At 72.1% G+C, this 17,822-nt stretch carries 24 protein-coding genes and 1 pseudogene; 12 read left to right on the top strand and 13 right to left on the bottom strand.

Annotation, left to right across the window (positions count from 1 at the left end; genetic code table 11):
* Nucleotides 1-3: 3 nt before the first annotated feature.
* Nucleotides 4-1,017, bottom strand: coding sequence for an FAD binding domain-containing protein (locus ACWDX7_RS09855; protein WP_451490785.1), 1,014 nt, complete (start codon nt 1,015-1,017; stop codon nt 4-6).
* Nucleotides 1,014-1,568, bottom strand: coding sequence for a 2Fe-2S iron-sulfur cluster-binding protein (locus ACWDX7_RS09850; protein ID WP_451490909.1), 555 nt, complete (start codon nt 1,566-1,568; stop codon nt 1,014-1,016). Before ACWDX7_RS09850 ends, ACWDX7_RS09855 begins: the two co-directional genes overlap by 4 nt.
* A gap of 306 nt (nt 1,569-1,874) precedes the next feature.
* On the opposite strand from ACWDX7_RS09850, the gene ACWDX7_RS09845 reads away from it, so the two are divergent.
* The 4 genes from ACWDX7_RS09845 to ACWDX7_RS09830 all read left to right on the top strand — a co-directional run bounded on the left by ACWDX7_RS09845 (nt 1,875) and on the right by ACWDX7_RS09830 (nt 6,057).
* Nucleotides 1,875-2,861, top strand: a complete 987-nt coding sequence (locus ACWDX7_RS09845; protein WP_451490786.1) for an LLM class F420-dependent oxidoreductase — start codon at nt 1,875-1,877, stop codon at nt 2,859-2,861.
* A 193-nt stretch (nt 2,862-3,054) separates the two neighbouring features.
* The gene (locus ACWDX7_RS09840) at nt 3,055-3,990 is read left to right on the top strand and encodes a SigB/SigF/SigG family RNA polymerase sigma factor (protein ID WP_451490787.1); all 936 of its coding nucleotides are present in this window, start codon (nt 3,055-3,057) and stop codon (nt 3,988-3,990) included.
* A 38-nt stretch (nt 3,991-4,028) separates the two neighbouring features.
* Nucleotides 4,029-5,756, top strand: coding sequence for a PP2C family protein-serine/threonine phosphatase (locus ACWDX7_RS09835; protein WP_451490788.1), 1,728 nt, complete (start codon nt 4,029-4,031; stop codon nt 5,754-5,756).
* 109 nt (nt 5,757-5,865) lie between these two features.
* Entirely contained in the window at nt 5,866-6,057 is a 192-nt protein-coding gene (locus tag ACWDX7_RS09830; protein WP_451490789.1) for a DUF6381 family protein, read from the top strand.
* A 158-nt stretch (nt 6,058-6,215) separates the two neighbouring features.
* Here the strand turns inward: ACWDX7_RS09830 and ACWDX7_RS09825 are convergent, their stop codons facing one another.
* Nucleotides 6,216-7,577 (bottom strand): M64 family metallopeptidase, encoded by a 1,362-nt coding sequence (locus ACWDX7_RS09825; protein WP_451490790.1) that lies wholly within the window; start codon nt 7,575-7,577, stop codon nt 6,216-6,218.
* Nucleotides 7,578-7,714: 137 nt separating this feature from the next.
* Here ACWDX7_RS09825 and ACWDX7_RS09820 point away from each other — a divergent pair, with 137 nt between their 5' ends.
* Nucleotides 7,715-9,070: a tetratricopeptide repeat protein gene (locus ACWDX7_RS09820; protein WP_451490791.1), complete on the top strand. Its 1,356-nt coding sequence runs from the start codon at nt 7,715-7,717 to the stop codon at nt 9,068-9,070.
* Between the two features lie 34 nt (nt 9,071-9,104).
* Here the strand turns inward: ACWDX7_RS09820 and ACWDX7_RS09815 are convergent, their stop codons facing one another.
* From ACWDX7_RS09815 to rpmB, 3 genes are all read right to left on the bottom strand, one after another.
* Nucleotides 9,105-10,136, bottom strand: a complete 1,032-nt coding sequence (locus tag ACWDX7_RS09815) for an iron-containing redox enzyme family protein (RefSeq protein WP_451490792.1) — start codon at nt 10,134-10,136, stop codon at nt 9,105-9,107.
* A 202-nt stretch (nt 10,137-10,338) separates the two neighbouring features.
* Complete coding sequence (gene rpsN, locus ACWDX7_RS09810; protein ID WP_451490793.1) at nt 10,339-10,644, bottom strand: 30S ribosomal protein S14; 306 nt, start codon at nt 10,642-10,644, stop codon at nt 10,339-10,341.
* Nucleotides 10,644-10,880 carry a 50S ribosomal protein L28 gene (gene rpmB / locus ACWDX7_RS09805; RefSeq protein ID WP_355407440.1) on the bottom strand — a complete coding sequence of 79 codons (237 nt, stop codon included), beginning with the start codon at nt 10,878-10,880 and terminating at the stop codon, nt 10,644-10,646. The genes rpsN and rpmB overlap by 1 nt, the downstream gene beginning before the upstream one ends.
* A 64-nt stretch (nt 10,881-10,944) precedes the next feature.
* On the opposite strand from rpmB, the gene rpmG reads away from it, so the two are divergent.
* The 4 genes and pseudogenes from rpmG to rpsR all read left to right on the top strand — a co-directional run bounded on the left by rpmG (nt 10,945) and on the right by rpsR (nt 12,876).
* Nucleotides 10,945-11,109, top strand: a complete 165-nt coding sequence (gene rpmG, locus ACWDX7_RS09800; RefSeq protein WP_030162346.1) for a 50S ribosomal protein L33 — start codon at nt 10,945-10,947, stop codon at nt 11,107-11,109.
* Nucleotides 11,110-11,153: 44 nt separating this feature from the next.
* Nucleotides 11,154-11,402 carry a type B 50S ribosomal protein L31 gene (locus ACWDX7_RS09795; RefSeq protein WP_451490794.1) on the top strand — a complete coding sequence of 83 codons (249 nt, stop codon included), beginning with the start codon at nt 11,154-11,156 and terminating at the stop codon, nt 11,400-11,402.
* Nucleotides 11,399-12,546: pseudogene (locus ACWDX7_RS09790) on the top strand (CobW family GTP-binding protein). Before ACWDX7_RS09795 ends, ACWDX7_RS09790 begins: the two are co-directional and overlap by 4 nt.
* Before the next feature lie 93 nt (nt 12,547-12,639).
* Entirely contained in the window at nt 12,640-12,876 is a 237-nt protein-coding gene (gene rpsR, locus ACWDX7_RS09785) for a 30S ribosomal protein S18 (protein WP_451490795.1), read from the top strand.
* A gap of 79 nt (nt 12,877-12,955) precedes the next feature.
* Here the strand turns inward: rpsR and ACWDX7_RS09780 are convergent, their stop codons facing one another.
* A complete protein-coding gene (locus ACWDX7_RS09780; protein ID WP_451490796.1) occupies nt 12,956-13,510 on the bottom strand; it encodes a hemerythrin domain-containing protein in 555 nt (184 codons plus the stop codon).
* 155 nt (nt 13,511-13,665) lie between these two features.
* On the opposite strand from ACWDX7_RS09780, the gene ACWDX7_RS09775 reads away from it, so the two are divergent.
* Together ACWDX7_RS09775 and ACWDX7_RS09770 are read left to right on the top strand one after the other, a co-directional pair.
* The gene (locus ACWDX7_RS09775) at nt 13,666-14,190 is read left to right on the top strand and encodes a DUF6328 family protein (protein WP_451490910.1); all 525 of its coding nucleotides are present in this window, start codon (nt 13,666-13,668) and stop codon (nt 14,188-14,190) included.
* A gap of 37 nt (nt 14,191-14,227) precedes the next feature.
* On the top strand, nt 14,228-14,422 hold the full coding sequence (locus tag ACWDX7_RS09770; protein WP_451490797.1) for a hypothetical protein: 195 nt from the start codon (nt 14,228-14,230) through the stop codon (nt 14,420-14,422).
* 33 nt (nt 14,423-14,455) lie between these two features.
* Here the strand turns inward: ACWDX7_RS09770 and ACWDX7_RS09765 are convergent, their stop codons facing one another.
* From ACWDX7_RS09765 to ACWDX7_RS09740, 6 genes are all read right to left on the bottom strand, one after another.
* Nucleotides 14,456-14,722 (bottom strand): DUF6158 family protein, encoded by a 267-nt coding sequence (locus ACWDX7_RS09765; protein WP_451490798.1) that lies wholly within the window; start codon nt 14,720-14,722, stop codon nt 14,456-14,458.
* A gap of 34 nt (nt 14,723-14,756) precedes the next feature.
* On the bottom strand, nt 14,757-15,257 hold the full coding sequence (locus tag ACWDX7_RS09760) for a hypothetical protein (protein ID WP_451490799.1): 501 nt from the start codon (nt 15,255-15,257) through the stop codon (nt 14,757-14,759).
* Nucleotide 15,258: 1 nt separating this feature from the next.
* On the bottom strand, nt 15,259-15,801 hold the full coding sequence (locus tag ACWDX7_RS09755; protein WP_451490800.1) for a hypothetical protein: 543 nt from the start codon (nt 15,799-15,801) through the stop codon (nt 15,259-15,261).
* Between the two features lie 132 nt (nt 15,802-15,933).
* A complete protein-coding gene (locus tag ACWDX7_RS09750) occupies nt 15,934-16,287 on the bottom strand; it encodes a hypothetical protein (protein ID WP_451490801.1) in 354 nt (117 codons plus the stop codon).
* 104 nt (nt 16,288-16,391) lie between these two features.
* The gene (locus ACWDX7_RS09745) at nt 16,392-16,988 is read right to left on the bottom strand and encodes a type 1 glutamine amidotransferase domain-containing protein (RefSeq protein ID WP_451490802.1); all 597 of its coding nucleotides are present in this window, start codon (nt 16,986-16,988) and stop codon (nt 16,392-16,394) included.
* 14 nt (nt 16,989-17,002) lie between these two features.
* The gene (locus ACWDX7_RS09740) at nt 17,003-17,197 is read right to left on the bottom strand and encodes a hypothetical protein (RefSeq protein WP_451490803.1); all 195 of its coding nucleotides are present in this window, start codon (nt 17,195-17,197) and stop codon (nt 17,003-17,005) included.
* A 138-nt stretch (nt 17,198-17,335) separates the two neighbouring features.
* Between ACWDX7_RS09740 and ACWDX7_RS09735 the strand changes: the two genes are divergently transcribed.
* A complete protein-coding gene (locus ACWDX7_RS09735; protein WP_451490804.1) occupies nt 17,336-17,821 on the top strand; it encodes a flavin reductase family protein in 486 nt (161 codons plus the stop codon).
* Nucleotide 17,822 lies beyond the last annotated feature (1 nt).

Raw genomic sequence — 17,822 nt, 5'->3', positions numbered from 1 at the left:
GTGCTACGGGGTGGGGGCGCGGCCGTGCGCGCGCCGGGCGAGGCCGGCGATCGTGTCGCAGGCGAGATTGCGGGCGAGTTCGACCTTGAAGGCGTTGTCGCGCAGGGGCCGGGCCTGGGCCAGTTCCTCCTCGACGGCCCGGCGGACCGTGTCGGAGGCCGGGGCCGCGCCGGTGAGCAGACGTTCGGCGGTGCCGGCCCGCCAGGGGCGGTGGGCGAGCGCGCCGAAGGCGATGGCTACCCGCCGGATCAGGCCGGCGTCGCGGTCGAGGTCGAGGACGACGGCGACCGAAGCCAGCGCGAAGGCGTACGAGGCGCGGTCGCGGGCCTTGCGGTAGCCGGAGACCGCGCCGGCGGCCGGGGCGGGCAGCAGCACGGCGGTGATGATCTCCCCGGGGCGCAGGACGGTGTCCTGCTCGGGCCGGTCTCCGGGCAGCCGGTGGAAGGCGGTGGCCGCCACCGTACGGGTGCCCTGTTCGCCGTACAGCTCGATGTCCGCGTCGAGGGCGGCGAGCGCCACCGCCATGTCGGAGGGGTGGGTGGCGACGCAGTGCGCGGAGTACCCGAGGACGGCGTGATCGCGGTTGACCCCGTCGAGGGCGGCGCAGCCGGAGCCGGGCTCGCGCTTGTTGCACGGCTTGGTCACGTCCTGGAAGTACGTGCACCGGGTGCGTTGCAGGAGGTTGCCGCCGGTGGTGGCGGTGTTGCGCAGTTGGCCGGACGCGCCGGCGAGCAGCGACTGCGCGAGGACCGGGTACCGCGAGCGGACGAGGTGGTGGGCGGCGACGTCGCTGCCCCGGGCCATGGCCCCGATGCGCATTGCGCCCCCGGGGTCTTCCGCGATCCCGTCGAGCGGGAGGCGGGAGATGTCGACCAGGGCCGCCGGGGTCTCGACGCCGAGCTTCATCAGGTCCACGAGGTTGGTGCCGCCGCCGAGGTAGCGGGAGCCCGGGTGCGCGGCGTGGGCCTCGGCCGCTTCCCGCAGGGTGGTGGGGCGTACGTACGCGAAGGGCTTCACGGGATCACGTCCGAGACGGCCTCGACGATGGCGGGGTAGGCGCCGCAGCGGCAGAGGTTGCCGCTGAGCCGCTCCCTGATCTCGGCCGGGGTCAGGGTCACCGGGCCGGGTTCGGCGAGGTCCTCGGCGGAGGTGGCGTGCGAGGGGTGCCCGGCGGCGGCTTCGGCGAGGGCGCCGACGGCGGAGCACAGCTGACCGGGGGTGCAGAAGCCGCACTGGAAGGCGTCCCGCTCGTGGAAGGCCCGCTGGAGCGGGTGGGGGGCGCCGCCTTCCGCCGTATCGGCGAGGCCCTCCACCGTGGTGACCTCCGCGCCGTCCTGGGCGACCGCGAGGAGCAGGCAGCTGTTGGCGCGCCGCCCGTCGACCAGCACGGTGCAGGCGCCGCACTGGCCGTGGTCGCATCCCTTCTTCGCCCCGGTCAGGTCCAGGTGCTCGCGCAGGGCGTCGAGGAGGGTGACGCGGTGATCCAGCAGGAGGACGTGGTCGGTCCCGTTGACGCGCAGGGTGACGCGCGAGGTGTGGGAGGCGGTGTCTTCGGACACGGTGACCACGGTGGCCGGAGCGGCGGCGGTGTGCGATGCCGTGCGGGCGGCCGCGGCCCGCGCACGTGGCGGAGTGGCGTCGCCGACGGGGTCTGTTCCACGCACCACGGCGATCTCCTTTCGGATGTCCGTTCGGGACCTGGCTGTCCCCCGAGACCTCGGATGGACGAAGCCTCGGAGGCTCGGGACCTCGGCTGTTGGGGACCTCGGATGTCCCATCGCATGTCCAGCCTCGTCCATGTCATGTGCCACGGCATCCGCGCCGCCTCCGGACGCCTCGGGTTTCGGGGGCGGAAGACCGGTAAGGCGCGGCGCATGGTGCGATTCGGATACACGATGATGACCGAGCAGGCAGGCCCCCGCGAGCTGGTGCAGCACGTGGTGGGCGCCGAAGAGGCGGGATTCGACTTCTCCGTCACCTCCGACCACTACTTTCCCTGGCTGGAGTCCCAGGGGCACTCCCCTTACGCGTGGAGCGTCATGGGCGCCGCCGCGCAAGCGACGTCCACCATTCCGCTGATGACGTACGTGACGTGCCCGACGATGCGTTACCACCCGGTGGTGGTGGCGCAGAAGGCGGCGACGATGCAGCTGCTGTCCGAGGGGCGCTTCCGGCTGGGCCTGGGGTCGGGCGAGAACCTCAACGAGCACGTCGTCGGTCCCGGCTGGCCGTCCGCGCACGTCCGGCTGGAGATGCTCGAAGAGGCGGTGGAGATCATCCGCGCGCTCTTCGACGGCGGTTCGGTGAGCCGTCACGGCACCTACTTCGACGTCGAGAACGCGCGGCTCTGGGACCTTCCGGACGAGCCGCCGCCCATCGGCATCGCCGTCTCCGGGAAACGCTCGTGCGAGCTGGCCGGCCGGCTGGCGGACCTGGTCGTCGCGACCGAGCCCGACGGGGATCTCCTGGACGCCGTCGACCGTGCGGGCGGCCGCGGAAAGCCGCGCGTGGGCCAGCTGCCGGTCTGCTACGACACCGACCGCGACACGGCCGTCAAGCGTGCCCACGAGCAGTTCCGCTGGTCACTGGGGGGCTGGCGGGTCAATGCCGAGCTGCCCGGTCCCGCCTCCTTCGAGCAGGCGACCCGGTCCGTCCGCCCGGAGGACGTGGCCGAGTCGATTCCGTGCGGCGACGACGTGGAGGCCTTCGTCGAGGCCGTACGCCCCTATGTGGACGCGGGCTTCACCGAAGTCGCGCTCGTGCAGGTGGGCGGCGCCCACCAGCGGCCGTTCCTCGACTGGGCCGCGTCGACCCTGCTGCCGGCCCTGCGCGAGATCCGCCCGGCGAACCCGGCCGGCTGAACCGGCGGGCACGGTGGCACAGGAAGCACAGGAGGCATAAGACGCGGGAGCAGGAGGGGGCGAAGGGCCGCACCTCGGCGGGGCGAAGGTCCTCAGGGTGCGGGCCGGACGTCCTCGCCGCTTTCCGGCGTGCTTGGACGGCGGCGAACGGGGCAGGTGCAGGCAGCCTTGAAGCCGACGGAAGGAAGGCATCGTGCCCAGTTCCCCCGCAGCCGCACAGCCCGCCACCGGGCCCTACGTCCCCCCGCGCACCGGTACGGACGGGCCTCGGCCCGGCACGCCGCCGACCGGTGGCGAGCTGCCCCGGATCACCCGGGCCCACCAGGTGGCGCCGGCCGACGCCCGGGAGCTCTCGAAGCTGTTCTTCGTGCGTCTGCGGAGCCTGCCGGAGGGCACGGCCGAGTACCAGTACGCGCGCAATACGCTCATCGAGATGAACATGGCCCTCGTCCAGTTCGCCGCGCGGGGCTTCCGCAGCCGTACCGGAACCGGGGCCGGGGCGGGCGCGGAGATGGAGGACATCATCCAGGCGGGCACGATCGGCCTGATCAAGGCGATCGACCGCTTCGAACCCGACCGCGAGGTCGAATTCTCCACCCTCGCCCTTCCCTACATCACGGGTGAGATCAAGCGGCACTTCCGGGACACCACCTGGGCGGTGCGCGTCCCCCGCCGGCTGCAGGAACTCCGCATCGACCTGGCCAAAGGCCGCGACGAGCTTTCCGCGACCCTGGGCAGGTCCCCCACCGTCAAGGAGATCGCGGGTCACCTGGGTCTGGACGAGGAGGTGGTCATCGAGGGACTCGTCGCGGCCAACGGCTATTCCTCCGAGCCGTTGGAAGCCCCCGCCCAGGGTGAGGAGGACTCCCCGTCCGGGCGCACGGCGCGTGCGCTCGCCGATGTCACGGGTGAGAGCGACCGGGCCATCGAACTCTTCGAGGACATGCACGCGCTCGGCCCCTTGCTGCGGGAGCTCGGCGAACGGGACCGGAGGATCTTGTACCTGCGCTTCGGGCAGGAGATGACGCAGTCCGAGATCGGCGGTGAACTGGGTATCAGTCAGATGCAGGTGTCGCGCATCCTGACACGCATCCTGACCGGGCTGCGCACGGGCATGCTCGCCGCGTAGCCACGGGCGGTACTGCCTTTTCGAACGGGTGAGGACTGATGACGCCGCTGATCCCCCAGGACCCGGAAACCCTCAAGAAGCTCCTGGCACGCGAGGTGAGGGCCTTGCGCGAGGCCGCGAGCCGCGAAGCGGGCATACGGGTGGACGAGGACGTGAAGCGGTCCTCGGCGGGCGGGGCCGGGGAGAGCTGTGCGTGCGGCGGCGGCGAGGGCGCGGGGCACGCCTGCGCCGAGGGAACCGGCGGCGCCGAGGGGCATGATCCGTGGGCGTGCGTCTGCGCCGCGCTTCCCGCCATCCCCCTGTCGGCTGCGCTGCTCGTCCCCGTACGCGACGACTCCGGCCGGACGGTCGACTTCATCGTCAGGGCCGGCAACCACGTCCGCTCGGCGGAGTGGCTCGACGCCCCGGATCTGCAGATCGGCCGCCGGCTGCTGGAGGTCCAGCCGGGCGCGGCGGCCGGTGGACTGGTCGGTGCTCTGGACGAGGTGCTGACGACCGGGCGCGCCCTCAAGGGGTACGCACTGGACTACACCGAGCGGCGTAGTGACGGCCTGCACCGCACGAAGCTGCTCTATTACGCGGCGACCTGCGGGGACAAGGTCCTGGCGACGTGGCGGCCCGCCCACAACCGTATGGAACTGCTTTCGCTCGACGCCCAGTACATCGCCTCCATGGGCTGGGGCACCTGGGACCTGCTGTCCGGGGAGATCACCTGGTCCGAGGGACTGGCGTCGATCTTCCGCACGGATACGGTGCGTCCCCTGTCCCTCGGCGAGCTGTGCGACACCGTCCTCCTGGAGGACGTGCCGCGCTTCGGCAAACTGCTGATGGCGCTGGTCGACGGGGAGGAGCCGCCCGGAGCCGAGATCCGCTTCAGCGTGCTCGGCGAGGTCCGCACCCTTCACCTGGTGGGACATCCGGTCATCGCGACGGACGGGCTGCCGTGGTCGGTGCACCTCATCGCGCGGGATCTGACGCCCCAGGTGCGCAGCCGGCAGCGGCTGGCGGCGACCCGGCGCCAGCGGGAGCAGCTGCGCGAGGAGGCGGCCGCCGAGCGGCGGGTGGCTTCCGCCCTGCGGGAAGCACTCGTACCGAGCCTGTCGGCGGAACTGGCGCAGCTGGGCATGTCCGTCGCCGCCTCGTACCTGCCCGCCGACACGGAGCCCGCGGTGGGCGGCGACTGGTACAAGTGCCGTCTGCTGCCCGACGGGCGGGCCCTGCTCGCCATCGGCGACGCGTGCGGTCACGGCCTGAGCGCGGTCGCCCGGATGGCGCAGCAGCGCCACGCCCTCGCGGGCCTCGCGCACTCGCCCGGAACCCATGCGGGCCAGCTGACCACCTGGCTCAACGAGCTGCTGTGCGCGGACCCGACCGCTGAGACGGCGACCGGGATCATTGGGCACATCGACGCCGGGCGGCACTTCCGGTGGTCGTGCGCCGGCCATCCCGCGCCGCTGCTGATGCGTGACGGCGTGGCCAGGGCGCTGGACACGGAACACCGGGGCCCGCTGTTCGGGCTGCTGCCGGGGCACGAGTACGCGACCGCCACCGTCGACCTGCACCCCGGCGATCTGCTGCTGCTCTATACGGACGGCATGGTCGAACGGCGCGGCGAGGACATCACGTACGGCATCGACCTGCTGCGCAAGGTGCTGATGAGCTGCGGCGGCCTCAGCCCGCAGGACACCCTCGACCGCATCATGGCGGCCTACTCGCCCGAGGAGCACGAGGACGACACCTGCCTGGTGGCCGTGGGCGTCGGCTAACGGTGTCTTGGGGGGGCGGGTCACTCCGCACGCGGCTTCCGGATGCGCCCGCGCGGCGCTGCTGTTTGTCTGGATCCGCCCGCTCTCCCCATTGATCCAAGGAGCGATCATGAGTGTTTCAGGCGATGAATCCCGCGGCCGGTCCCAGCAGATGCGTGCCAAGGCGCAAGAGCTGAACGAGGCGGCCGAGCGGTCCACCGACCCGAACGAGCGCCAGCGGCTGCACGACAAGGCGCGCCGCCTCCAGGAGCAGAGCGATCGCGAGAAGGACATCGACGACCGCGGTATGGACCCGATGTAACCCCGCCCCCCTCCGCGCGCGGCGCCGGCGGCTGCCGCGGCCTCTCCCACCCCGCCGGCGACGACGGCCGGGCGCGCGGGGTGCGTACGGACAGGCGAAGGGGCGGACGGGCGGTGGGATGCGCCCGCCGCCCGTCCGTCTTTCACACCCCCCGGCGGCTACCGGCGCACGTTCCAGCCGACCGTGGACCGCAAGGTGCGGGAGATCTGGGGGTCGCGGACCGACGAGGTCCGGTCCTCGGCCGTGACCGACAGCCTGTGGGTGCGCGGCGGCCCCAGCGGCCACAGCTCGGCCACCCGCACCTCGGTGCGGCCCTCCAGCCACCTCAGTTCCCTGCCGTTCAGGTACCACCGGACCACCGGCTGGCGCCCGTCGCCGCCGTTCAGCCGGGGCACGGCGACCTTCGCCGTGTGGCCCGTCCGCAGCGTGCGGTCGGTCGGGGTGAGCGCGGTGGCGATCCGCGCGTGCTGGTAGAAGCCGGCGATCATCGCCTCGGTACCGGGCAGGTTGAACGGCTTGCCGAGGCCCCGCATGATCGAGTTCTCGGTGGGCCGGTAGAGCCCGGTGACGAAGTAGCCGCCGCCCTCGTACGCGCCGACCGTGCCGCCGTCGGGCGACTCCTCACCCAGCCAGCGGTACCACTTGGCCCGCTGCCGGGCCATCCGGTCGGCCGTGAGCGTCGAGCTGTTGGAGTCGGCCGGCTCGCGGCCGGTGTACTTCTCGTATTCCGGGGAGCCGGTGTAGAAGTACTCGTCGGCGAGCTTGCCCAGTGAGTGCCCGGTCTCGTGGATGGCGACCTGGCCGGACTTCGGGTGGCCGGACGAAGCAGTGGATATTCCCTCGTAACCGAGCGTGGCGCTGGGCTCGTTGTAGCCGGCGCCGCCGTACTTCGCGCTGTTGGCCAGGACGATGACGAGGTCGGCCTCGGGCGCCTTCGCCACGTACGCGTCGACCTTGGGCTGGTCCACGCAGAGCAGCCGCTCGATGCCCTCGCACCAGAAGTACGAGCCGAGGGCGGTGTCGCGTACGGTGCCGGCGTCCGGGTCGCCCGAGACGCCGAACGCGGCGGACACGGCGTCCACCGTCCAGACGTTGAAGAGGTTCTGATAGGTCGTGTACGGCTCGACGGCCGTCACCTCGGCCCACTTCTGCCGCGCGTCGGCGTGGAACCGGGGCAGTTCGCCGGCGGTGTAGCCGTCGCCGACGACCACGACGTCGAGGCGGTCCGCCGTGGAGCCGTTGTCGACGAGCTTGACCACGTCACCGTCGGCCGCCCGCTCGGCTTCGGTGAGCCGGGGCGCCGCGCCGCCCCGGCCGCCGGCCGGTACGCGGACGTGGCCGGAGCCGGCGTCTCCGCCGTGTTCCGGCCCGGGAATCTCGACCTCCACCCGGGATTCCGCGGGCGCGCCGGCCCTTTCGGCCGTGTCCGCCGCACCGGCGGGTCCGGCCGCCAGCAGCACGGCGGTCGCACAGGCCGCCGCGACGGCCGCGCGCAGGGTCGCGCGCAGGGCTGAGTCCATGAGGTCCTCCCCCGGGAAGAAGTTAAGTGGCTTGATAAGCACACTGAATCGGCTGCTTAAACTAGGTGGCGCGCGAGGCGTGCGCAATGGCCTGCTCCCCCTGAATACTGGGGAGTTCCAGCAACCTGGGGGATTCCATGGACGAACCGGCCGTGATCGGCAGCAGGGTTCAGCGCTTGCGAACGGAGCGCGGCCTGACGCAGCGGCAGTTGGCCGAGCCCGCCTACACGCCGGCATACGTCTCGACCCTGGAGTCGGGCAAGGTACGGCCCTCCGAGACGGCTCTGCGCTTCCTCGCCGGGCGCCTCGGCACGTCCTACGAGGAGCTGACCACCGGACGCCCCGCCCATCTGGCCACCGAGCTGCGACTCGCCCTCACCGGCGCCCAGCGGACTCTGGCCACCGGTGAGGGCGGAGGAGTGAACGAGGCCGCCTCCCGCTACCGGTCCCTGCTCGGCGACGCGGAGCGCCTCGGACTCGCGCCCGAGCAGGCGGAGGCGCTGATCGGACTCGGCGACTGCGCCCTGGAGGCGGGCGAACTAAGCGATGCCATAAGGCAATTCGAGGCGGCCGAACGCCTTTTGAGCGACGAGCCGCTCCCCCGCCGTGCCCGCCCGATCCGCGGGCGGGCCGTCGCGCACCTGCTCGCCGGAGAACTGCGGTACGCCTGCTACCTGCTCGAATCCACCATCGACGAACTGGGCACGAGCGGGCTGGCCGACCCGGAGGCGCTGGTGCTGCTGTACGCCGCGGTCATCGGCCCGTACATCGACATGGGGGCCCACGCCCGCGCCGCGCACGCCGCCGAACTCGCGCTCGCGCTCGCCCCGCAGGTGAGCGACCCGGCGCTGGTCGCGGGCATGCACCGGCAGGTCGCGCGGACGTTCCTCGCCGAGGGGCGCGTGGCCGAGGCGGACGCCTCCCTCGCCAAGGCCCAGGCGATCTACGGGCAGCTGCGGCTGCGGACCGACCTGGCGCACTGCCACTGGATGCGCGGCTACGTACAGGCCCAGAACGGCCGGCTGGAGTCGGCGGAGCGGGAGCTGCGCACGGCCCGGGACATGCTGGCGGCCCGGCGCGCCGCCTTGTACACCGCCCAGGTGGAGGTCGAGCTGGCCGACGTACTGCGGCGGCTCGGCCGGCAGGAGGAGGCCGCCGAGCTCCTTTCCGCGCTGCTGGAACTGGAGCTGGGCGACCACCACGGCGCCGTGCACGCGGCGGGGGCCCACCGGCTGCTCGGGCTCATCGCCGAAGAGCGCGGAGAGAACGATGGCGCCGAGGAGCACTACGTACGGGCACTGGCCCTGCTGGAGCGCAGCGGGGCCACGGGCGACGTGGCCGATCTGTGCCGGCTGCTGGGTGACCTGCTGCGGCGTACCGGCCGGACCGAGGCGGCGCTCGACGTGTACCGCACGGGACTGGGCCATCGGGCCGCGCCCGGCACCACCACGCTGGGCCCGGCCCCGGCCTCCCCCGCCTTCCTCGTGCGCTGAGCCGTCGGCGGTTCGCCGGGCGCGCGCCGACTCGTCAGGCGATCGGGGCGCGCAGGGCGGAGACGCCCCGCCCCCAGGCGTCGAGGAGGGCGGCGCCGAGGCGGTCCTCCAGCAGCGTGGTGGCGTCCGCGCCGAAGGCGATGTCGTGTTCCAGGCCGGGCTCGTCCTCCAGCAGACCCGCGACGACCTCGTGGCGCACGAGCTGCTCGTGTACGGCGTCGGCCTCGACGTGCTCGGCGTAGAAGTGTTCCGCGGCGGGCCCCGCGCCGAGCCGGCGCATGGCCGCGGCCAGTCGCCGGGAGCCGGGCGAAGAGGTGATCTCCACGCACGCGAAGTGGCCCACGAGGGCGCCGCGCAGGGCGCGGTGCAGGCCGAAGAGCGACATCAGATTCACGACGGCGAGGGCCTGGGCGGGGGCCGCTTCGAGGTAGTGGCCGTACGCGGAGTCCAGCCGCAGGTCGTCCATCAGGCGGGCGAAGAGGACGGCGTGCATGCGCTCGGCATGCCCGGCGCCGAACTCGTCGTACTCGATGGCGACCATGGCGGCCTTCGCCCGGCCGCGCAGGCGCGGAATGACCCACGCGTGCGGATCGGCCTCCTTGAGGTGGTACAGGGAGCGCAGGGCCGCGTACTCACGCATCTGCCAGAGCTCGCCGTGCCGTTCGAGGTGGCCGGAGACGCTGCCGGTGTGGTCCACCGGTTCGGCCAGCAGCTCGGCGAAGGCCTCGTCCACGGACCGGTCACGCGCGGTGTCCTCCCGCAGGGCGGCCAGGAAGCGGTCTTCGAGGGAACGGCGCAGTCGCAGCAGCTCCGGGTCCCACTCGCGGGCTTCGCCCACCTCCGCGAAACCGCGGTAGTGCAGTTCGTAGAGGACGTAGAGGGCCAGCTGCGCGTCGTCCCCGTACGGATCCGAGGCGAGGATCAGCGCACGCCCCGGAAGGGCGCGCGCTTCGTCGCGCAGCGCCGCGAGGACCGCCTCCGAGAGGGCGCCGCGCGGCCGGGGCAGGCGCGGCGACGCGACGGTCCGGCCGGGGCCCGTCGGCCGGTGAGCGGGTGCGAGCGACATCCAGGACCTCCATCGGGGGGCGCGACTGATCACCCAGCGGCTACCCCGTCCCCGCCGCACCACACGTGGCCGGAAAGATGCCCTGCCGGGCCGGGCTCCCGGCACCGGCAGGGCCGGGCTCCCGGCACCGGCAGGGCCTGGGTCGCGGGCACCAGCAGGGCACGGATTCCCGGCACCGGCAGAGCCGCGCGGCGCCCTCCCGTCACCAGGAGGACTTGGTGACCCCCGGGAGGAAGCCGGCGTGCGCCTGCTCGCGCATCCGCACGCGGGAGAGCCCGAACTTGCGCAGGTGTCCGCGCGGGCGCCCGTCGACGCTGTCGCGGTTGCGCACCCGGGTGGCACTGGCGTCGCGCGGCTGACGCCTCAACTGCGCGAGCGCGGCGACCCGTTCGTCCTCCGTCGACGAGGGCCGCCGGATGATCTCCTTCAGTTCCGCGCGCCGGGCGGCGTACCGCGCGACGAGGGCCTTGCGCTTCTCGTTCTGTGCGATCTTGCTCCGCTTGGCCATCAGACCTTCACCCCGCGCGCCCGGATGCGCGCCACGGCGCTCTCGATGCCGATGACGTCGACGGTCTTGATCGCTTTGGCGCTCAGCGTCAGGCGGACGTGCCGCCCCTCGCTCGGCAGCCAGTACCTCTTGCGCTGGATGTTGGGGTCGAAGCGGCGCGACGTACGCCGGTGCGAGTGGGAGATGTTGTTGCCGAAGCCGGGCTGAGCGCCGGTCAGTTGGCAGTGGGCGGACACGGTGTTACCTGCCTCTCATGGGCTCCCATATTGGTAATGGAAATCATTGCCATATACTAGCCCCATGGCACGCAACGAAGTACGCCCGATCGTCAAGCTCCGCTCCACCGCCGGCACGGGATACACCTACGTCACCCGCAAGAACCGCCGGAACGACCCGGACCGCATGGTGCTGCGCAAGTTCGACCCGGTCGTCCGCCGGCACGTCGACTTCCGCGAAGAACGCTGACTGCCCCTCCCCCTCGCCCTGCCCCTCTCTCGAAGGACACCGACATGCAGCCCGGAATCCACCCCGCCTACGGCCCCGTCGTCTTCCGCGACAAGGCCGCCGACTTCGCCTTCCTGACCCGGTCGACCGCCACCAGCGAGAAGACGGTCGAGTGGGAGGACGGCAACACCTACCCGGTGATCGACGTGGAGATCTCCTCGCAGAGCCACCCCTTCTACACCGGCACCGCCCGCGTCCTCGACACCGCCGGGCGCGTCGAGCGCTTCGAGCGCCGGTACGGGAGCAAGCCGTGACCCTGGCCGTCGTCATCGTCGGCGGGCTCCATTCCGACGCCCGCCGGTCCACCGTCGAAGAACTGCTCGCCTCCGTGCCCGGCAGTGTCGCCCTGCACCACGACCTCTCCACCGCGGGCGAGGGCACCGTACGGCGCACCGTGCGCGATGCCTCCGGCCCCGTCGGGTCCGGCGAGGCGCCGCTGGTCAACGACTGCGCCTGCTGCGCCCTGCGCGAGGACCTCGTACCGGAGCTGTGGCGGCTGGCCGCGGACGGGCTCACCCCGCTCGCCGTGGTGGAACTGTGGGACTCCGTCGAGCCGAGGGCCATGGCGGAGGTCGTCGCGGCGCACGGCGGTGACGCGCTGGACCTCACCAACGTGATCACCGCAGTGGACCCGGCCCTCGTCCTGCCCTACCTCGCCAACGGCGACGACCTGGCGGAAGCCGGTCTCGCCGCGGCGGCCACGGATCAGCGGACGGTCGGCGACACCTGGGCCCGGCAGCTCGAATACGCGCCCGTCCTCGCGCTCGTCGACAGCGCGGACGCGGACGACGAGGACCACGCGCTGCTCGCCCAGCTCCACCCGACCGCCCGCCGGGCGACCGTGGGCGCCGGGACGGGCGAACTGGCCCGGCTCGCCTTCGCCGGATTGACCCCGAGGCGGCCGCCGCCGCCCAGCACCCGGCCTGCGCGCTCCTTCCGCAGGAGGCGGACGAGGCCGGGGTGGCCACTCTCGTCTGGCACCGGCACCGCCCCTTCCATCCGGAGCGGCTCTACCGGGCGCTGGAGGACCTCACCTGCGCCGCGGCCCGCAGCCGCGGCCGGTTCTGGGTCGCGGACCGTCCCGACACCCTGCTGGCCTGGGACGCCGCGGGCGGCGCGCTGTGCGTGGAGAACAGCGGTCCCTGGCTGGCGTCGCTCCCCGACGCCGCCTGGGAGATGGTGCCTCCCGTGCGCCGGGCCGCAGCCGCGCTGGGCTGGCATCCGGAGCACGGTGACTGCTGCCAGCACCTGGTCTTCACCTCGCCCGGCCTGGACCGGGACGGGCTGGAGCAGCTCCTGGAGTCGTGCCTGCTGACCGACGCCGAATACACCGCGGGGCGGGAGGCGTGGAAGCGCCTGCCGGCCGCCTTCGACGCCCTGCTCGACCCCGTCTCGTAGGACCGCCTGCTCTACTCCCCCGCTTCACCGCGCGGTTCGTACCGCACCGTTTCGTTTGGTTTCGTTTCGTTTCGCAGACACCGAGGAATCCGCATGGCTCGCCGTCAAGAGGTCCGCAAGCCCGTCAAGGCCCGTCCCAATCCGCTGGACGCCGCCAAGATCACCTACATCGACTACAAGGACACCGACCTGCTGCGGAAGTTCATCTCCGACCGCGGCAAGATCCGCAGCCGCCGTGTCACCCGCGTCAGCGCCCAGCAGCAGCGGCGGCTCGCGGCGGCCATCAAGAACGCCCGCGAGATGGCCCTGCTGCCGTACGTGGGCCGGTGAGCCCGGCTCCGGCGGCCTGAAGCCGTACGGCCGCCGGAGCCCGCCTCGCCTTTCCGACTTCTGGCTTCCGGGGGGCTCCCTACTCCCCGCGGCCCGTCACCAGGTCGCGGGCCCGATCCACGAGACCGACGCCCGGAGCCAGCAGCTTGTTGGCCGGCGGGGTGTCGGGGGCGCCCGGGTGGGGACGCGTCGGCGCGAACTTCTTGGCGCGACGGACCTTGTCACCCAGTGCCATCAGCGCCTCCGGCGAGCACGCCTTGCGCAGCCGCGGGAAGAGGTTCTCCTCCTCGTCCCGCACATGACTGGCGATCTCGGCCTTCAGCTCGGCGATCCGGTGGTCGAAATCCGGCCCCGCGCCGTCCACCCCTTCGAGATCCTTCAGCATCCTCTCGACCCGGCGGTGGTCGGCGAGTTCCTTGTCCGCGATGAGATCGCCGTCCGGAAAGTGCTCCCGGATCGTCGGATAGAGGTACTCCTCTTCCGCGACGGAGTGCCGGACCAGTTCGATCGTCAGCTGCTCGGCGATCTTCTGCCGTTCGTGGGCCGGCGTGGTGTGCTCGATCCTGCTGAAGAGATCGTCCACCTCCCGGTGGTCGGAGGTCAGTTCCGCGATGACGTCTCCGCCGTGTGCCATGTCGTACTCCGTGGGGTTCGGGCCTGGGGCCTGTCCTTCGGCTGCCCTGCGGGTACCCGGCGAAGCGCCGCGTTAACGGCGTGGCATGAGTGCGGGGCCCCCGGGTAGGCGAGGTGCACCATTACCAGGGAGGTGTCATGCGGGAGGTAGCCGGCATGCGGCGGGAGCAGCGCGGCGAAAGCGGCGGCGACGGCGGAGCCAGCGGCCCGGACGACGGCCGGGACGAGAGCCCGCACGAAAGAGCGGACCGGCGGTGGCAGGAGCTCGTGCAGGAGATACGCGTGGCGCAGACCGGCGTGCAGATCCTCTTCGGCTTCCTGCTGACCGTCGTCTTCACCCCGCATTTCCACGGCCTCCCCCAGACCGACAAGACGATCTACATCGTCACCGTCGTCCTCGGTTCCATGGCGACGGGGGCGCTGATAGGCCCCGTGGCCTTCCACCGCATCGTGTCGGGCCGCCGCCTCAAGCCGCAGGCGGTCGCCTGGGCCTCGCGCCTCACCTTCACCGGTCTGCTCCTGCTGCTGGCCACCCTCACCTCAGCGCTCTTCCTGGTCGTGCGGGTGGCCACCCACAACGCCGTCGCGCCCTGGCTGGTGGCGGGGGTTCTGCTGTGGTACCTGCTGTGCTGGTTCGTCCTGCCGCTGTGGGCCCGCATGCGCCACACCACTGGGGACTGACGACGGCGCCCCACCCAATACCGAGAGGAGCGGTGTCATGGAGAACACGGGCGATATGGGTGACAAGGCCCAGCGGACGGGCAAGGGCCGCGAGGAGCAGGTGCGGCCGACCCCCGCTCCGGACCGGCCGGACCGCGCACGGAGCAAGGAGGAGTCCACGCGGCGCCGCGCTGACGAGGACCCGAGCGCGGCGGACGAAGAGCAGCCCGGCCGCGGGGCGGGCGAATCGTAGGGCAGGGAGCTCCCGGCCCGGGCCGGGAGCTCTCTAGCCAGGGGCGCCCCCGGCTTCGTCGTCGTCACCCGTACGGGCGCGGGCACCCGAGCGGGTACGTGCCGGTGCCGTGGCCCGCTGCGGGTGCCGGCGTACGTACTCGTGCTCCAATTCGTTCATCCGCCGCGTATGGGTGGTCAACGCGTCGTCCGACCCGTACAGCAGGGTCTCGTGGCGCGTGCGGTGGATGGCCTCCAGCTCCTTGAGCAGTCGGCCTTCCTCCAGGTTTCGCGCCTCCGGCCCGCCGTCCTGCTCCGTCATGGCACGTGTACCTCCTTGCTGCTCAGGTGTCGGCTCATGTCTTGAGCAGACGGTCGAAGAACGAGCGGTAGTGCTGCAGAGCCAGCCGCAGGTCCTCCGTGGCGACCTGCTCGCCCCGGTCCCACTGGCCCTCCAGCCCCTGCTTGTGCTCCGAGAACGTCTTGGCGAGCGTCTGCATCACCTCGGCGACCAGCGTGTCCGCGGACCTGACCGCGTCCTGCGGGTCGTCCACGAACCTGCCTTGGATCTCACCCCACGTCCTGCGGTACTCCTCCGCTTCGCTGCTGCTGAGGAGCGGCTCGTCCTGGGCCTGCGAGCCGGTCACCGACCCTTCCTTGTCCGCGGCTCCTTCCCCGGCCGGCTCCTGTGCCGGCTCCTCGTCCGCCGCCGCCTGCTCCGCGTCCCGGTCGGCCGTCGCCTCGCCCGGGAAGACGGCACTCTGCCCGGTCGTGTCCGTCGCTTCCGGCTGCGCCAGGTCCTCTGTGGTCAGACCGCTCTCGCCCGGGAGGGCGTCAGGGTCGCCATGGTCCTGCATGTCATCGACCTCCTTGCTCACTGAGCAGTTCCTCGAACAGGGCGCGGTAGTGCACCATCGCCCCGCGGAGCTCCTCGGTGGTCGCCTTTCCTTCGCTGCTGCGCACCCTCACGTCGTGCGCGGCGCGGTAGTGCTTCAGGGTGTTGCCGTGTGCCACCGACAGGTCCCGCAGCTGGTTCTCGTACCCGTCGGTCGGGTAGCCGCGCTCGCCCATCAGCCGCCCCACCAGCTCGTCGGCTTGCGCGACGGCCCCTTCGGGACGGTCCACGAAGTGCTCCTGGACCTGGCTCCACTCGTCCGCGTACTCGCGGCGGCGCTCGGCCGGGAGCTCCTTGATGTCGAGGTCGGCGTGGCGCTCCTCACGGGCGCGCAGCTCGCGCTCGGCGGCCAGCCGACCGCCTTCCTCATCGACCGTACGCGTGTACTCCGGCCCGAACCGTTCCTGGAGGTGCCGTCTGCGCGACAGCATCCACAGTCCGACGGCGAGGGCGATCAATACGACCGCTGCGGGGACGATGATGGCTATGAGCGTGCCTGTTGACATGGCGGCCTCCATTCCGGGGCCTCGTCGATTTGGTGTGCGGCTGCCCGCAACCTGACGGGGGAAACACCCGGTCGGCGGGATCCCGCGAGAAGATGTGCGACGGGATCCCGCCTGGATCCGCGCGCCACCGCGTCAGCCGGACCGGACCCAGAGCTGGACGTCCTTCTCCTGGTCTCCGGCCGCGGTCCCGCCCATGTCGACCGTGAAGGCCTCGGCCAGTGCGGCGAGCACCTGGTCGACCGCGCGGTAGCCGCCCTGGAGGCCGACGCTCACACGGCCGTCGAGATGGGCCGGGGCGGCCCGTACGTGCGGTTTGGTCACGTCGAGCGTTGCCGTCCACACCGTGGCGCGGCTTCCCGTGGGCGGCCGCGAATCGGTGGAGAAGGCGTGCTCCAGGACGTCCAGGACGGTGCGGCCGGCCTTCTCGGAGCAGTCGCTGACCGTGACCACCACCTCCTGGGAGGGCTGGTGCGATGGGGTGGTCATGGGGACTCCCTGTCTTTCCTGGCCGCCGGGTCCGCAAGCCGCCCGGGCGCCCTCTGGTCTGGGCTCCGTGGTCTCGTCCCCGGGCTCCGTGGGCTGCGTGGGCTTCACTCCGCCAAGCCCTGGGCCTCGGCGTTCTGCGCCTCGGCGTCCTGGGCCTCGGCGTCCTGGGCCTCGGCGAACTCCCTGATCAGCGTCCGGCAGAAGGCCTCCAGGTCGTCCGGCTTGCGACTGGTGATCAGCGTGGCCGGCTCGGCGTGGCAGACCTGGACCTCCTCGTCCACCCAGGTGCCGCCCGCGTTGCGGATGTCGGTCCTGAGGCTGGGCCACGAGGTCAGGGTCCGGCCGCGGACCACGTCGGCTTCCACCAGCGTCCAGGGAGCGTGGCAGATCGCGGCGACGGGCTTGCCGGCCTCGAAGAAGCTCCGGACGAAGCCGACGGCCCGCTCGTCCATCCTCAGCGCGTCGGGGTTGGCGACGCCCCCCGGCAGTACGAGCGCGTCGTAGGCGTCCGAGGTGTCACCGGCCAGGACGTGGTCGACGGGGTAAGTGCCCGCCTTGTCGAGGTGGTTGAGGGCGTGGATCCGGCCGGGCTTCGTCGAGACCAGCTGGGGGTTCCAGCCGGCGGTGAGTACGGCTTTCCAGGGCTCGGTGAGTTCGATCTCCTCGACGCCCTCGGGAGCCATCAGAAAAGCGATGCGCACCTGGGTCACTTCCTTCAGTCGGGGGGTTCGGGGACCGCCGGCCGCTCGCTCGGGGTCGGCTGGTCCGGAGCGGGGTGGGGGTCGCGGGGTGCCTCGCCGGGCTCCAGGGGATCGGGATCGCGAGGCAGCGGATCGGGGCGTGACGGCTTGGGGCCGGGGCCTTCCGGTTCCGGCTCGGTGGTCCATTCGATCTCGCGGGTCCCTTGCATGTGGTTCACCTCTCGCGTGGACTTTTCGTACCACTCTCGGCCACGCCCTGCGCCTGCCCGGAGCGGCGCGCCTCAAGCGGGGAGGATTCGACACCGATGGGCGGGGTAACCGCCTGCTGGATCCGAGGGAGCCTCACCGTGACGCAGCTGGACACCTTCACCGATGTGCTCGACGGCCCGATGTACGTGGTGACGGTCGCGGCCGACGGCGAACGGGCGGGGTGCCTGTTGGCCTTCGCCTCCCAGTGTTCGATCCAGCCGCCGCGCTTCGTGGTGTGGCTGTCCACCGCCAACCACACCTACCGGGTCGCCCGTGGTGCCTCGCACCTGGCGGTGCACCTGCTGGGCCGCGATCAGCGGGCGCTGGCCGAGCTCTTCGGCGGTGAGACCGGCGACCGGGTGGACAAGCTCTCCCAGGTCGCCTGGCGGCCCAGCCAGGACGGCAGCCCGGTGCTGGCCGACGCCCGTGCGTGGTTCGTCGGCCGGATCGAGGGGCGCATCGAGGGAGGCGACCACGTGGGCTTCCTGCTGGCCCCGGTCGAGGAGTCACCGCCGACGGGGAGTACGCCCGCACTGCTCCGGTACAGCGATGTGGAGGACGTGTCTCCCGGCCACCCCGCCTGAG

It is taken from the genome of Streptomyces sp. NPDC003034, assembly GCF_053591375.1.
This window is presented reverse-complemented; position numbering and strand designations above follow the sequence as displayed.